General features: G+C 47.5%; 14 protein-coding genes and 1 pseudogene. 6 read left to right on the top strand and 9 right to left on the bottom strand.

The features are described 5' to 3' along the window. Window positions 1-30: 30 nt before the first annotated feature. Together lepB and N288_RS01790 are read right to left on the bottom strand one after the other, a co-directional pair. The gene (gene lepB / locus N288_RS01795; protein ID WP_009792527.1) at window positions 31-582 is read right to left on the bottom strand and encodes a signal peptidase I; all 552 of its coding nucleotides are present in this window, start codon (window positions 580-582) and stop codon (window positions 31-33) included. Window positions 583-686: 104 nt separating this feature from the next. After that, window positions 687-1,481, bottom strand: a complete 795-nt coding sequence (locus N288_RS01790; RefSeq protein WP_009792528.1) for a class I SAM-dependent methyltransferase — start codon at window positions 1,479-1,481, stop codon at window positions 687-689. Between the two features lie 126 nt (window positions 1,482-1,607). On the opposite strand from N288_RS01790, the gene plsY reads away from it, so the two are divergent. The 4 genes from plsY to N288_RS01770 all read left to right on the top strand — a co-directional run bounded on the left by plsY (window position 1,608) and on the right by N288_RS01770 (window position 4,641). Further along, window positions 1,608-2,234, top strand: a complete 627-nt coding sequence (gene plsY / locus N288_RS01785; RefSeq protein ID WP_022543262.1) for a glycerol-3-phosphate 1-O-acyltransferase PlsY — start codon at window positions 1,608-1,610, stop codon at window positions 2,232-2,234. Window positions 2,235-2,429: 195 nt separating this feature from the next. Next, window positions 2,430-3,677, top strand: coding sequence for a dicarboxylate/amino acid:cation symporter (locus N288_RS01780; RefSeq protein WP_009792530.1), 1,248 nt, complete (start codon window positions 2,430-2,432; stop codon window positions 3,675-3,677). Between the two features lie 71 nt (window positions 3,678-3,748). Beyond that, window positions 3,749-4,189 (top strand): NUDIX hydrolase, encoded by a 441-nt coding sequence (locus N288_RS01775; protein ID WP_009792531.1) that lies wholly within the window; start codon window positions 3,749-3,751, stop codon window positions 4,187-4,189. A gap of 128 nt (window positions 4,190-4,317) precedes the next feature. Further along, entirely contained in the window at window positions 4,318-4,641 is a 324-nt protein-coding gene (locus N288_RS01770; RefSeq protein ID WP_009792532.1) for a hypothetical protein, read from the top strand. 110 nt (window positions 4,642-4,751) lie between these two features. Here the strand turns inward: N288_RS01770 and N288_RS01765 are convergent, their stop codons facing one another. The 5 genes from N288_RS01765 to N288_RS01745 all read right to left on the bottom strand — a co-directional run bounded on the left by N288_RS01765 (window position 4,752) and on the right by N288_RS01745 (window position 10,130). Then, window positions 4,752-5,303 carry a thioredoxin family protein gene (locus N288_RS01765; protein ID WP_009792533.1) on the bottom strand — a complete coding sequence of 184 codons (552 nt, stop codon included), beginning with the start codon at window positions 5,301-5,303 and terminating at the stop codon, window positions 4,752-4,754. Between the two features lie 205 nt (window positions 5,304-5,508). Continuing rightward, entirely contained in the window at window positions 5,509-6,936 is a 1,428-nt protein-coding gene (gene gatB / locus N288_RS01760) for an Asp-tRNA(Asn)/Glu-tRNA(Gln) amidotransferase subunit GatB (protein ID WP_009792534.1), read from the bottom strand. A gap of 13 nt (window positions 6,937-6,949) precedes the next feature. Continuing rightward, window positions 6,950-8,407 carry an Asp-tRNA(Asn)/Glu-tRNA(Gln) amidotransferase subunit GatA gene (gene gatA, locus N288_RS01755; protein ID WP_009792535.1) on the bottom strand — a complete coding sequence of 486 codons (1,458 nt, stop codon included), beginning with the start codon at window positions 8,405-8,407 and terminating at the stop codon, window positions 6,950-6,952. 11 nt (window positions 8,408-8,418) lie between these two features. Further along, window positions 8,419-8,709 carry an Asp-tRNA(Asn)/Glu-tRNA(Gln) amidotransferase subunit GatC gene (gatC, locus tag N288_RS01750; protein ID WP_009792536.1) on the bottom strand — a complete coding sequence of 97 codons (291 nt, stop codon included), beginning with the start codon at window positions 8,707-8,709 and terminating at the stop codon, window positions 8,419-8,421. Window positions 8,710-8,888: 179 nt separating this feature from the next. After that, window positions 8,889-10,130, bottom strand: coding sequence for an MFS transporter (locus tag N288_RS01745; RefSeq protein WP_009792537.1), 1,242 nt, complete (start codon window positions 10,128-10,130; stop codon window positions 8,889-8,891). Window positions 10,131-10,389: 259 nt separating this feature from the next. On the opposite strand from N288_RS01745, the gene N288_RS01740 reads away from it, so the two are divergent. Beyond that, window positions 10,390-10,740, top strand: coding sequence for a cupin domain-containing protein (locus N288_RS01740; RefSeq protein ID WP_009792538.1), 351 nt, complete (start codon window positions 10,390-10,392; stop codon window positions 10,738-10,740). Window positions 10,741-10,989: 249 nt separating this feature from the next. Here the strand turns inward: N288_RS01740 and N288_RS01735 are convergent. Beyond that, a pseudogene (locus N288_RS01735) lies at window positions 10,990-11,788 on the bottom strand (VanW family protein). Between the two features lie 284 nt (window positions 11,789-12,072). Between N288_RS01735 and N288_RS01730 the strand changes: the two are divergent. Further along, on the top strand, window positions 12,073-12,531 hold the full coding sequence (locus N288_RS01730; RefSeq protein WP_009792541.1) for an NUDIX domain-containing protein: 459 nt from the start codon (window positions 12,073-12,075) through the stop codon (window positions 12,529-12,531). A gap of 73 nt (window positions 12,532-12,604) precedes the next feature. Here N288_RS01730 and N288_RS01725 read toward each other — a convergent pair whose 3' ends face one another. Then, window positions 12,605-13,051, bottom strand: a complete 447-nt coding sequence (locus N288_RS01725) for a YueI family protein (protein WP_009792542.1) — start codon at window positions 13,049-13,051, stop codon at window positions 12,605-12,607. Between the last annotated feature and the right edge of the window lie 93 nt (window positions 13,052-13,144).

Below are 13,144 nucleotides of genomic sequence, written 5' to 3'. Positions count from 1 at the left end.
CCCGGCTAATTAGCAGCCGGGCTCCTTCTTTTATGGTTTCTCAGGATTTCCTATCCGATTGAGCGGGAAGTAGCGGAACTTGGCTTCCCCAACGACAGACTCATCAGAAATGAATCCAAAGCTTCTGCTGTCATTGCTGTTCAAACGGTTATCGCCCATCACAAAATATTGATGCTCCGGCACGACAAGCGGTCCAAAATTTTCTGTCAGATGCTCAATGCCGAACTCTGCCGCTTCCTTGCGGTTTTCAGCCAGATATGGTTCGTCCACTTTTTTCCCATTCACAAAAAGCTGGTCGTCCTTCACAGAAATTTCATCCCCTGGCAGACCGATCACCCTTTTTATATAATCATCCTCGGAATCAGGCGAATGAAATACAACGACATCCAAACGCTCAATCTTGCTGAGCTTGGTCACGATCACTTTATTCTGATTCTGGAAGGTCGGCATCATGGAATCGCCCTGGACAGTCACCGGCGCAAATATAAACTGGCGGCAAATAAACGCAATGACGAGCGCGAGGGCAATCGATTTGGCCCATGAAATCCATTCAGACTTTTTGCTGTTCCCTGCCATGGTCATTCTCCTCTCAATCACTATATGAATCTATTATAAGCGAAAAGAATGGCATATGCACATTTCGGTTTGAAAAAGCGCTCTGTACTGAATGTCCTCCATCAGTCACTTTACCGGATTCCCTCCTGAAGAATAGCTATAGTGCAGAAATGCGCAATCTCATGTGAGGCACTGGCCCCATAGTGTGCCTCCAGCTCTTCTTTCAGGCGCTGCAGCAATCCATCTCCTTCCTCTTTTGAGAGGTCCGCCAAATACGATAAAGAAGCCACTCTGTCCAGCCATTCTTCATTGGTGAAATGGACATCGTATGGAAGCGCATACAAATCCTTCAGCCCGAACCCTGCCTCTTCCCACTCACGGAACCACTCTACAGGAAATCCATTGATTCTTTGGCTTGACTCTGCCTTGCTTCCGGCAGGTTTAAGCTCTGCTCCTTCTTTCTTCAAAAAATCAAAAGTGATTTCCACAAGCCTTTGGTCTGTCTTGAATCCTGTATCTGCCACAATCAGGTGACCCTTCGGCTTAAGAATCCTGGTAATTTCCCTGAGGGCTTCTTCCCTGTCAAACCAGTGCCAGGCACGGAGCACCGTCGCCATATCATACTCAGCCCCGTCAAGGCCTGTATTTTCTGCAGTTCCTTTTTTATAAGGGATTTCAAGATACTTGTCCCGGCTGATCCCGGCGGCTTCCTGTAGAAGCTTTTCTGAGGGATCGATTCCGACAGCGTCTGCTTTGCGGAAAATCAGCCTCCTAGTCAGCGCTCCTGTCCCGCAGCCCAGATCAACCACTTTTTTGCCGGTAAAATTAATATTTCTTAGATGAAGGCTATCAAACAGACTATTTGGAACATCGTTCCGGGAACGTGCATATTCACTTGCCCTGTTTCCAAAATCAACAATACCCATTCCGCCACATCCTTTTTCAAAATATTAGGAATTTAAATCGGGGTATGCTCATTATATGGTAGAATGAAAGCAATTACAATTTCTCTCACTTTATTTTTGCTGTAGGGCTTGCAGAAAGGAGGATTTATGAATTTTGCTATTCTTGCAGCCGCCTATTTGATCGGCTCGATTCCAACCGCTCTTCTGATTGGCAGGTGGCTGTTCCAAATCGACATACGTGAGCATGGCAGCAATAATCCCGGGGCAACCAACACCGTGCGGGTCCTTGGAAAGCGGGCCGGGATTGCCGTCCTTCTCATTGATGCAGGCAAGGGGGCACTTGCCGCAGGTCTGCCTCTCCTTCTTCATACTGACCTGGATCCGCTCTACACCGGACTGATTGCGGTTGCGGGCCACTGCTTCCCTATTTTCGCTGGCTTCCGCGGAGGCAAAGCCATTGCAACAACCGCAGGGGTGCTGCTGGTTGCCAATGCCTGGATGTTTCTGGCGGCCTATGCAGCGTTTGTCGGAGTCATTTATGCAACAAAATATGTATTTTTCGGTTCAATCTCTGTCGGAATTGCCCTTTTCATTTTTTCTTTATTTCAGCCCGGTTGGACCCATGAACTTATATTTTTCTTTTTTACAATCTTTCTGATCATCCTGCACCGTTCAAACATCTCAAACTTCCGCCAAAATAAAGAGCCAAAGATCAATGACAAAAACTTAAAGAATGACAGGATACCTGCGAAAAAAGGGCCGAAGCAGGCTTGAGAGCTGTGATGGCTCTCTTTTTTTTGTTGTATAAACAAGCCCGGTCCGCCTTCTGAATGGCAGATCCTTTGAATGAAAAAAATACCTGTTCATTTCCCAATCTGTCATATCCATTCCATTTCGGGTAGAATGGTAGAGGTTCACCCATATCCTATGGGCATCATCTCAATTTTTTTTGCAAAAGGAGTTACCTAAATGAAGGAAAAATTAAAAGCATACCGCTTTCCCATTATCCTGTTTGCTTCAATTATCATTGGAAGCATTATCGGGTTCGTTTTCGGAGAAAAAGCGGAAGTAATCAAGCCGCTTGGGGACTTATTCTTAAATCTCTTATTTATGTTAGTAGTACCGCTCGTCTTTTTCACAATCTCATCGGCTATCGCCAATATGAACAGCATGAAGCGGCTCGGAAAAATCATGGGCAGCATGATGGTTGTATTCATTGCTACAGGCATTATTGCCTCTATTGTAATGCTGGTTGCGGTAACAGCCTTCCCGCCGGCCCAGGGGACTGACATCCCTCTGACACAGCCGGAAAATACAGAAGAGCTGAGCCTGCCCGATCAGTTGGTCAAAACCTTTACTGTGCCTGACTTTATTGAAATCTTCTCCCGCAAGAATATGCTCGCTTTAATAGTCTTTTCAGTCCTGGTTGGGGTGGCTTCAGGCCTTTCTGGTGAAAAAGGACGCCCTTTCACAAAGTTTCTGGTCAGCGGTTCAGAAGTCTTTATGAGGCTGATCAATCTTGTCATGTATTATGCACCCATTGGACTTGGCGCTTACTTTGCGTCACTGATAGGCGTATTCGGTCCTGAACTTCTCGGAGATTATGCCCGTGCCGTAATCGTCTATTACCCTGCTGCCATTCTTTATTTCCTGATCGGCTTTACGCTTTATGCCTTTATTGCCGGGGGACGGAGAGGAGTGGCCCGCTTTTGGAAAAATATCTTTTCCCCTGCTGCCACCGCTCTTGCCACTGGAAGCAGCGTTGGCTCATTGCCTGTTAACCTGCAGGCCGCCAAACGAATCGGCGTGCCTAAAGATATTAGGGAAACCGTTCTTCCGCTCGGCGCAACCATTCATATGGATGGCTCCTGCCTGGCGGCCATATTGAAGATATCTTTTGTATTCGGCATTTTCAATATGGATTTCACTGGCCTGGACACCTTCTTAACGGCAATCGGCATCTCTCTGCTTGCAGGGACAGTCATGAGCGGTGTGCCAGGAGGAGGCTTTATTGGCGAGATGATGATCATCACACTTTACGGCCTGCCAATTGAGGCGCTTCCGATCATTTCAGCAATCGGCGTAGTGGTCGATCCGCCAGCCACTGCCGTCAATGTCACCGGAGATACTGTTTCCAGCATGCTTGTCACCAAACAGCTCGAAGGGAAAGACTGGATGGATAAACACTTTGAAAAAGAAGAGGAAGCTATCATTTAACACCATGCCCCCTGAATGAAGGGGGCATTTCTCATGTTATAATGAACCAAAAAGTATACAGGAGGTACTCAATGAATTCTATCTTGATTGCAAGCACTGCCGTCCTGATGGATGGCCGCCTGCTCATGATTAAGGAACAAAAAAATGAGGCTGGTCCCACCTGGAATTTCCCCTCCGGCCATGTGGAGCCCGGGGAAGATATAATTTCGGCCGCCCGGCGGGAAACAAAAGAAGAAACAGGGCTGGATATTAAAATTGCGGAATCGGCAGGAATCTTCCAGTTTACCAGCAGGACAGGCCACCCTATTCTCCTTTTTCAATTTCTTGCTGAATTTGCCGGCGGCACTATTAAATTAGAAAATGGGATGACAGAATATAAATGGATGACAGCTCAGGAAATTCTCAGCATGGACGATAACGGGCTGCGGGAGCCCGGTGTAATCAAGCAAATAGCCCGCTCTATACTGAAACAAAGTTATATCCCTCTCTCTTTCTTTCATACCATCTCTTAATTTTTACTTTTTTTGGAACTTTTTCTTTCTTTAATCGTAAAAAAAGTAGCATGGGGGCAAGCCGCCCACTTTGAAACACACATCCTTCCATACGCCGCTTCCTCTAATAATGGAAAGGAGATAAATTCATGAAACGTTTTGCCATCATCCTTGCTGCTTCCTTGACCATCCAGGCCCTGCTGCTTTTCTCCATCTGGCATTTCTTCTTTTCCGGCTATGGACTGATTGATTTCTCATTCTTATTTTCCGCTCTGTGGTTTGCTTTCGTCTTGTTTTTTTCCAGCACAGGCGATGCTTGGACCAACAGAGTCATCGCCAGTTCATTCATGAACCACCGGGATACAGGGCACAGGGAAGCCAGAGAAATGTTCCACATCAGAGTCAATCCCCTGCTCGCATCCTCCCTGCTTATGCTCGCTGCTTCCCTTGGAATTTCGTTTTTGTTCTCTTGAACAGAATACAAATAAAGCTGCCGCTGAGATGCGGAAGCTTTATTTGTAATTGAGAAGCCAGCCGGGCTGCCTGCTATACTTTTAATATGGGCGGCTATTCTTTGCTGCCTTTATTGAAGTTTAGCTATAATGCTTGCTGCCACATCATGCCAGACCTGTTCATCTTCCTGGTATGCCGCTTTCATCTTTTTAAACATGATGCCTTGCTTTTCTTTGAAGTCTTCACTGTCGGCTGATGGAAGCTGCGCCCGTTCATTATCGACAAAGGCCTGAACGGTCTCTGCCCGCGGGCCCCATACAGCCTTTTCCTGTCCGTCTCCATCGATGAAGATAAAAATAGGAATTGAACGTGCCGTTCCATTGGTTAAATACTGATCCATCAGCTCAAGATTTTCATCCCGCAGAATGAACCTTGTCTCCATATCCGTCTCTCTTGCTATATGCATAAGGATCGGAATATTAAGCATCGCATCCCCGCACCAGTCCTCTGTCAGGACAATCACTTTTAATCCTTTTCCCTTCACATTCCCCAGCTTGGCCTCTTCCTCTTCTGTAAGAGAAAACTTATTTTCTATGCTTTCCATCTCCTGCTTATTAACACTCATACCTTCCACATATTCAGAGAAGGTCAGTCCCTTCGCAAACCAGTCTTTCAATTCCATACAAGCACTTCCTTTCCTATCAATATTGATTAATTGGCTATTGCATCTCTTATTTATTCTCTGCGAATACAGTACAATCCTTTTTTTGCCGGACTTTGCTGCATTTCATCCTTTCCTGGGAAATAAAGAGGAAGTTTGTCTAAACAGACCAGCAAATTTCCCCATAATAAATAGAAACCGCTGGATTTCCCCAGCGGCTTATTCTCTATCGTTTTGTTATTTCCTGCATCAGCAGCTTGTTGATCATTTGGGGATTAGCCTGTCCCTTGGAGGCTTTCATGATCTGCCCGACCAGGAACCCGGTTGCTTTTTGTTTGCCTGCCTTGAAGTCATCGATCGATTGCGGATTTGCATCAAGTGCATCTGTCACATATTGAAGGAGCGCTCCTTCGTCAGAAATCTGGACGAGGCCCTTCTCCTTGACGATGGCTTCCGCGGTCCCGCCATTTTCGATGAGCTCCTTGAAGACCTTTTTAGCGATTTTGCTGGAGATTGTCCCGTTTTCAATCAGCTTGATCATCCCGGCCAGGTTCTCCGGTGTCAGCTTTACATCAGCCAGCTCTTTCTGCTCCGCATTCAAGTAGGCAGACACTTCACCCATCAGCCAATTTGATGCCTGCTTGGCGTCCGCTCCTGCTTCGACCGCTGCCTCGAAGAAGTCAGCTGTCTCCTTTGTTACCGTCAGGACTGCAGCATCATAAGCAGGGAGGCCAAGCTCTTCTACATAACGCTTTTGCCTCGCGTCCGGCAGCTCCGGAATCTCGGCACGGATCCGGTCCTTCCACTCCTGGTCTATGTAAATATCCGTCAGATCAGGTTCAGGGAAATAGCGGTAATCATCAGAACCCTCTTTTACACGCATAAGCAGGGTCGTATTAGTAGACTCGTCATAACGGCGGGTTTCCTGCTGGATCGTACCTCCGGCAAGAAGCACCTCCTCCTGGCGCTTTGCTTCATACTCAATCCCTTTTCTGACAAAGTTGAAAGAGTTCAGATTTTTCAGCTCGGTCTTAGTGCCGAATTCCTCCTGGCCAACTGGCCTGATGGAAATATTCGCATCACATCTGAGCGATCCTTCTTCCATTTTACAATCAGAAACACCCGTATATTGAATGATGCTTTTCAGTTTTTCGAGATAAGCATAGGCTTCATTGGCTGTCCTGATATCAGGCTCTGACACGATTTCAATCAGCGGGGTTCCCTGGCGGTTGTAATCGCAGAGGGAATAGCCTTTTTCATGATTCAGCTTGCCGGCATCCTCTTCCAGATGGATCCGGGTGATTCCGATTTTTTTCTTATATCCGTCCACTTCTATTTCAATCCAGCCATGCTCACCAATCGGCTTATCAAACTGTGAGATCTGATAGGCCTTTGGATTATCCGGATAAAAATAGTTTTTGCGGTCAAATTTCGTTACATCAGCTATTTGGCAGTTCAGCGCCATGCTCGCTTTCATCCCGTAATCGACCACTTTCCGGTTAAGCACCGGCAGCACGCCGGGATAGCCGAGTTCCACAACGCTTGTGTTTGTATTGGGTTCCGCCCCGAAATGGTTCGGGCTCGCGGAAAAGATTTTCGAATCTGTTTTTAATTCAACATGGACCTCAAGTCCAATAACCGTTTCATAGTTCATGTCTGTTTCCCCCTTACAGTCCCGGCTTTTGCTTATGGAAGTCAGTTGCCTGCTCAAAGGCATGAGCTGTTCTGTAGATCGTGCTCTCGTCAAAATACTTGCCGATGATCTGCAGTCCGAGCGGCATGCCATTCGAATATCCGCACGGAACCGAAATGGCAGGCGCACCGGCCAGGTTAACAGGGATAGTTAATATATCATTGGCATACATAGTCAGCGGATCGTCTATATTCTCCCCGATATTGAATGCCGGAGTCGGCGCTGTAGGCCCGATGATGACATCATAAGATTGAAATACCTCTTCGAAATCCTTTTTAATTAAAGTGCGGACCTTTTGTGCTTTTTTATAATAAGCGTCATAATAGCCTGAGCTTAAGGCGAAGGTTCCGAGCATGATCCTTCTTTTCACCTCATCGCCGAAGCCCTGGGCGCGCGACTTTTTGTAAAGCTCCATCAATGTTTCAGCATCCGGAGAGCGGTAGCCGTACCTGACACCGTCAAAGCGGGCAAGGTTGGCGGACGCTTCTGATGATGAAAGCAGATAATAGGCAGCCAGAGCATACTTGGAATGCGGGAGGGATACTTCTTCCCATACAGCTCCCAGATTCTCCAGCACCTTAAGCGCATCGAGGACTGACTGGCGGACTTCTTCATCCACACCTTCAGCAAGGTACTCTTTTGGCACAGCGATTCGCAGACCCTTCACATCTCCGGTCAGGGCGCCGGCGTAATGATCGACAGGAACATCTGCTGAGGTAGAGTCATTCGGGTCCAGACCGGAAATCGCCTGAAGAAGGTAAGCATTATCTTCAACATTCCTGGTTATTGGGCCGATCTGATCAAGGGATGAGGCAAACGCAACAAGACCGAACCGGGAAACACGCCCATAGGTAGGCTTTAACCCAACCACTCCGCAATAGGAAGCAGGCTGTCTGATGGATCCCCCTGTATCTGACCCAAGGGCAAAAGGCACTTCCCCTGCTGCGACCGCTGCAGCCGAGCCGCCTGAAGAGCCGCCTGGCACTTTCTCAAGATTCCATGGATTGCGGACATTTCCGAATCCTGAATTCTCGTTTGAGGAACCCATCGCGAATTCATCCATATTCAGTTTTCCAATCGTGATGGTCTCGGCATTATGTAAATGATCCATAACAGTCGCATTATAGATCGGGTCGAAATCTTCGAGGATCTTGCTGGCACTGGTGGTTCTCAGTCCCTTCGTGACAATATTATCTTTAATGCCGATCGGCATGCCAAAAAGGAGGCCCTTCGATTCTTCCGTGCCCAGCTTTTCGTCTAAGCGCTTTGCCTGCCGCCGTGCTTCTTCCTCATTCAAGGTCAGGAATGCCCCCACTTGGCTGTCTACTTCCCCAATCCGCTTAAAAGACTGCTCAACCAGATCAGATACGGAAATTTCTTTTTTATGTAAAAGTTCATGGAGCTCTGAAACTTTATGATCAAACAAACTCATTTGTCTTCCCCCTATTCCAGTATGGATGGCACCTTAATTTGCCCATCCTGGTGGTCCGGCGCGTTTTTCAGCACTTCCTCCTGCGGCAGCCCTTCTTTCGCGATATCTTCCCGGAATACATTCTTGATATCCAGTACATGGGAAGTTGGCTCAACCTTCTCTGTGTCAAGTTCACTAAGCTGCTCTGCAAAAGAAAGCATTTTTTCCAGCTCTTTTTGCATCCGCGCTGCTTCCTCATCCGAAATCTCCAAACGTGCCAGGTGGGCTACATGCCTGACCTGATCTTCTGATATTCTAGACATCTCTGTCACCTCCAAATATTTTAAAAATGCTATAAGTATAGATAGAATCATATCAGACTCCAGCGCTTTAAAGCAATTGCCGAAAGTAGTGGAATATATGGCGGCCGCAGTGAAAAGCTAAGGCGCCTGGATATCCCAGACGCCTTTACCCTTGTTCTAAATATTGCATTCATCCGGTTTCATCCTGCACCTTCCTGTCCGGATGACTTGGACACTCCGCGGCTGCTCGCATAGCGGCCGGCGATGCAAAGAAAAATCAGGACCGGTACAGTAAGCAGACCTGTTGCAAATAATCCGGCCTGGATGGAAATCGAAAACGCGATCCAGCCAACAAGCGGCCCCCCTGCAATCTGTCCGATTGCATCAAGCTGTCCGAACAGTGAAAGCATGGTGGCCCTTCCCTTTGGCTCAAGCATTTGATTAAGCCAGATGCTGTAAAGCGGGCTGTTAAGGCCTCTCAGTGTAAAACTGGCCCAATAAGAGGCAAGGGCAAGCCAAAGCTCCCCGCTAAGCGCAAAAATCAGTGTGCTGGCCGCGAGAGCTCCGTTCACGAGGAGCAGCAGGCGGACATATGTCTGCTCCCCTTCCCCATTCAGCCTCCTGCTGATCCACTCGACCACCCCGATATTCAGAAGCAATGCAATCCCATTGATCAATCCGAACCAGAGAACTGCAGAGCTCCCGGCAAGCTGAATATCCTCCAGAAAATGGGCAGCCCACAGCCTGTCGAAACCTTCGCTTGCGAGCCCCCACATAAGGGCAATGCCAGCCATGCCGGCAAGAACCGGATGGCCCTTCACTGTCCTGTATCCTTTGTGTATGGCTCCGGCAAGCTGCCGGAGCTGGGATGATTCTTCACGCTCCAGCTTTTCAAATCGTTCTTCAGGCATCCGAAACCAGAGCCAGACAGCCAATATAATGAAAGAACCGCCCGCAATCAGAATCGCTGCCTGAACTGAAAAGAGCATGGATATAATCATGCTTGCTATGATACCGGCAATTTTGCCAATAGAGGCAATCTGCGATCCTTTTAGAAAAACCTTATCAAGACCTTTTCCTTCCACTTCGTCGGCAATCCATGCTTCTTCCGCACCGCTGAGAAATGTGTATCCCAGGCCCCAGACAGCATAAGCTGATGCGATTCCCCAAAATGCAGGCACTGCCCCCTCCAGAAGATGGGCCAGTCCGAGCAGGATCGTTCCTATGATAACGGATTTCTTTCTGCTGACATGATCAGCTATGACTCCTGTCGGCACTTCAAACAGCACAATGGACAATTCCATAATCGTCCCGATCAGGACAAGCTGGAGCGGATTAAGCCCAGCCTCCACAACAAAATAAATCGCATTTACGGTAAAAATGACTTGAAATAAAAATGCCCGAATTCCCGTCAGCCTATAATATACTTTTTTTGCCTCCATTGCCCTTCCTCCGCTTCTCCTTCTTAATAAAAACTAAGAAAGTCTGAAACGGAGATCTCGTGACAAGCTCCCCGTCCCAGACTAGGAAACAAGCACCTTGATTGTCATATTGAACTCCTCCTTGTATGCTGGCATTTGCTGCCTGATAAAACTATTATACGGGCTGAATCCAATAAGTCACACCCGTTTTTTTACAATTCCATCTATTCATTTTTTTTAGTTATAATAGAAGGTGAATCCATTCAAGGAGAGGTTTTAGATGAAGCTATTTCGATTTGATTCAGACGGCAAAGAGGTTTCAAAATTTGGCAGCCTGAACAGCTATTATACTCTATTATCCAGAGAAATCACGGTTACGGTAGGCTGCATGCATCTGAAGGAGGACAGCGTCCTTGGCATGCATCCTGCGGCCTGCCCGCAGCTTTTCCTGATTGTTTCGGGGGAGGGCTGGGTAAGGATTGCTGATGGAGAGCGAATAGCTGTAGGTCCTGGAACGGCTGTTTTCTGGGAAGATGGGGAAGAACATGAATCCGGCTCTGCTCTTGGCATGACCGCCGTTATTATTGAAGGCCCCGGACTTGAGCCTTCTTCGCAGCTTCAGCCTCTCTGAAGAACAAAAGCGCAAGCGCCTTGATCACCCTTAAGGAACGCAGACTAGGAATGCCGCATCCTGTGGCAACGTCTGCATGGCCAGCTTCCTGGGGGCCTTAAGACGAACATCCCGGAAAGGCGTTCTTTGCCTTTTTGGGATGTTTAGCTTGTGAACTTGGTGCAGCTGCTGGACGTGGATCAAGGATTGATAATATTCCACAAGACTTACAATTTTTAAATTTCCTGCACAATAAGGAAGCCCGCTCTGTTAATCCGGGCGGGCTGTTCCTTCCAGAAGAGGCTCGTACATCATAATGGCATGGTTCTCTGTTACATATTCGTCTTCATAAAGCTTTCCCTGCCGGTTATAGGACCTGCGGAAGATTTCATTATGGCGGACATATCCGCCCCAGTATGCAGGCGTGATGGCATGGCTCCGTTCATACACCATATACGTGTATAAAGGCTCTGAAACTGTCCGCCACTCGCCGCATAAATACTCATCCGTCAGATACAGGATCAGCTGATAAGGCTCTTCAGTATGATTGGTAATTTGCAGGTCCAGATAATTATAGGCACATGTAGCGCCGCTCCCAAACGGCTGGGTGCGGTTTGAGTCCGGGAATACATCATAGCTGTGGCGGTGCCTTTCTGTCACTGTCAGCGGAGTATGCAGTGTCATCCAATAAATCAGATTGGAAAGCTGGCAGAGACCTCCCCCCGTTCCCATCTTAAAGCTGCCGCAATGAAGAATCATGCCGGGCTGGTATCCTTTTCTGGCAGTCGGCCTGCCTATAAGCTTCCAGTAGCTGAATGTTTCCCCGGGATAAATGACGATCGAGTTCAGACGCTCAACCGCAATTTTCAGGTTTTTGATTTTATTATAATTGATAGGCCATGTCTACGTCCTTCAGCTTTCTGAGAAGGGGGGTCTGGTGCCTGAACACCGGATATGGCAGAGCGGCTTCTGCCAGCCAGCGGCCATATCTTTTCCAGGTGTAAAACCACGTGCCGGCTCTAATTCTTAAGTCTGAACGTTTTTTGGGGCGCAATTCGGCAATATTCATCCATGACACCTCGCTTAAAAATAAAACAAAAGGGATAGCATTCATATGGGGTCTGTTCATTTCCGTTCCAGGCACTTCGCTTTCCGCGGGGCGACGCTGAGCCTCCTCACGCTGCGCGCTGCGGGGTATCAGCATTGCCGCTGCTTTCCCACAGGAGTCTACGTGCCTTCCACTCCAATAAACAGAGGCTCCTGAACTTTTATTTACTCTTAACAAAAAAATAGAGTCTGAATGTCCCCATTCCATGAAAGACTCAAGGATGTATTCCCAAGGAGGATATAAAAATGATCAGAACAGCTTCAAAAGCAATCATTATACAGAATGGCTGCCTGCTTGCCATCAAGATGCATGACAGCGGGGAGGATTTCTATGTCCTTCCGGGGGGCGGCCAGGAAAACGGTGAAAATCTGCATGCCAATCTGCAGCGCGAATGCCTGGAAGAAATCGGCGTACCTGTCGAGATCGGCAGCCTGCTGTTTGTTCGTGATTATATCGGCAGCAATCATGGCTATGAACCTCACGCAGGACAGCATCAAGTAGAATTCTTTTTTGCCTGCTGCATCCAGGACGGAGGCTCTCCGGCATCAGGAAGCATCCCGGATAAAAATCAGGTTGGAATTGAATGGCTTCCCCTAAAAGAATTGGCAGACTGCCCTTTATTTCCTGCCCCCATCAGGGAGCTGATCATCAGGCATGCAGATGGTGAAACAGGGCTGCCTGTTTATATGGGGGATGTCAATTGACTGAAGAAATAGTTTTGGAAAATACTTCTTAATTTTAACATAAAATGCTGAGGACCATCGGCCTCAGCATTCTTTAATTACCTTTGAAAAATTTCTTCAAAAAACCAGCCACTCCCTTTTTTGCCTTTTTCTCAGGAGCTTCCTTTCCAGCCTTGTCACTGCTAATATAAATCTCTTCCTTATCTATCGCATGATCATAAGCAAGGACAAGACCGATTTCCGTATTGTGCTCTTTGTTTGTAACAATGGTATATTCGACTCCGAATTTTGACGCGAGCTTAATATACTTGGACAGATAAGAGTAATTCATGTTCCCATTTAAGTATAGATGGGCAGACGGGTTCTCCTTCAGCGCAGCTTCAACCTCACGGTGCGTCCCTTCCCTTCTGACTTGGGGCTGGGTGAGTGCAATCACAATCCGCTCCCTGATCGTTCCGAGGAATTTTCTTCGTTCATCCGGTTTTGTCTGCTTCTGCCCATACATTCCCTGCTTCACATAATCATCCACATTTTGGGGCATCTCCACACCTCCTCTAGTATGAGCCTACTATTATGTATGTAAATTTGTCTAAGATTGTGATGCTCCTCTTTTTACTATTCCTTTTCCCGGATA

The sequence above is a fragment of the Bacillus infantis NRRL B-14911 genome (genome assembly GCF_000473245.1).
Lineage (GTDB): Bacteria > Bacillota > Bacilli > Bacillales > Cytobacillaceae > Bacillus_AB > Bacillus_AB infantis.
The sequence above is the reverse complement of the archived record's forward strand: the minus strand, read 5'-3'. Positions and strand labels throughout refer to the sequence as shown.

Bases quoted from the DNA above. Each gene is read 5' to 3' on its own strand.
- lepB (WP_009792527.1), bottom strand. From the start codon at position 582: ATGACCATGGCAGGGAACAGCAAAAAGTCTGAATGGATTTCATGGGCC.
- N288_RS01790 (WP_009792528.1), bottom strand. From the start codon at position 1,481: ATGGGTATTGTTGATTTTGGAAACAGGGCAAGTGAATATGCACGTTCC.
- plsY (WP_022543262.1), top strand. From the start codon at position 1,608: ATGAATTTTGCTATTCTTGCAGCCGCCTATTTGATCGGCTCGATTCCA.
- N288_RS01780 (WP_009792530.1), top strand. From the start codon at position 2,430: ATGAAGGAAAAATTAAAAGCATACCGCTTTCCCATTATCCTGTTTGCT.
- N288_RS01775 (WP_009792531.1), top strand. From the start codon at position 3,749: ATGAATTCTATCTTGATTGCAAGCACTGCCGTCCTGATGGATGGCCGC.
- N288_RS01770 (WP_009792532.1), top strand. From the start codon at position 4,318: ATGAAACGTTTTGCCATCATCCTTGCTGCTTCCTTGACCATCCAGGCC.
- N288_RS01765 (WP_009792533.1), bottom strand. From the start codon at position 5,303: ATGGAATTGAAAGACTGGTTTGCGAAGGGACTGACCTTCTCTGAATAT.
- gatB (WP_009792534.1), bottom strand. From the start codon at position 6,936: ATGAACTATGAAACGGTTATTGGACTTGAGGTCCATGTTGAATTAAAA.
- gatA (WP_009792535.1), bottom strand. From the start codon at position 8,407: ATGAGTTTGTTTGATCATAAAGTTTCAGAGCTCCATGAACTTTTACAT.
- gatC (WP_009792536.1), bottom strand. From the start codon at position 8,709: ATGTCTAGAATATCAGAAGATCAGGTCAGGCATGTAGCCCACCTGGCA.
- N288_RS01745 (WP_009792537.1), bottom strand. From the start codon at position 10,130: ATGGAGGCAAAAAAAGTATATTATAGGCTGACGGGAATTCGGGCATTT.
- N288_RS01740 (WP_009792538.1), top strand. From the start codon at position 10,390: ATGAAGCTATTTCGATTTGATTCAGACGGCAAAGAGGTTTCAAAATTT.
- N288_RS01730 (WP_009792541.1), top strand. From the start codon at position 12,073: ATGATCAGAACAGCTTCAAAAGCAATCATTATACAGAATGGCTGCCTG.
- N288_RS01725 (WP_009792542.1), bottom strand. From the start codon at position 13,051: ATGCCCCAAAATGTGGATGATTATGTGAAGCAGGGAATGTATGGGCAG.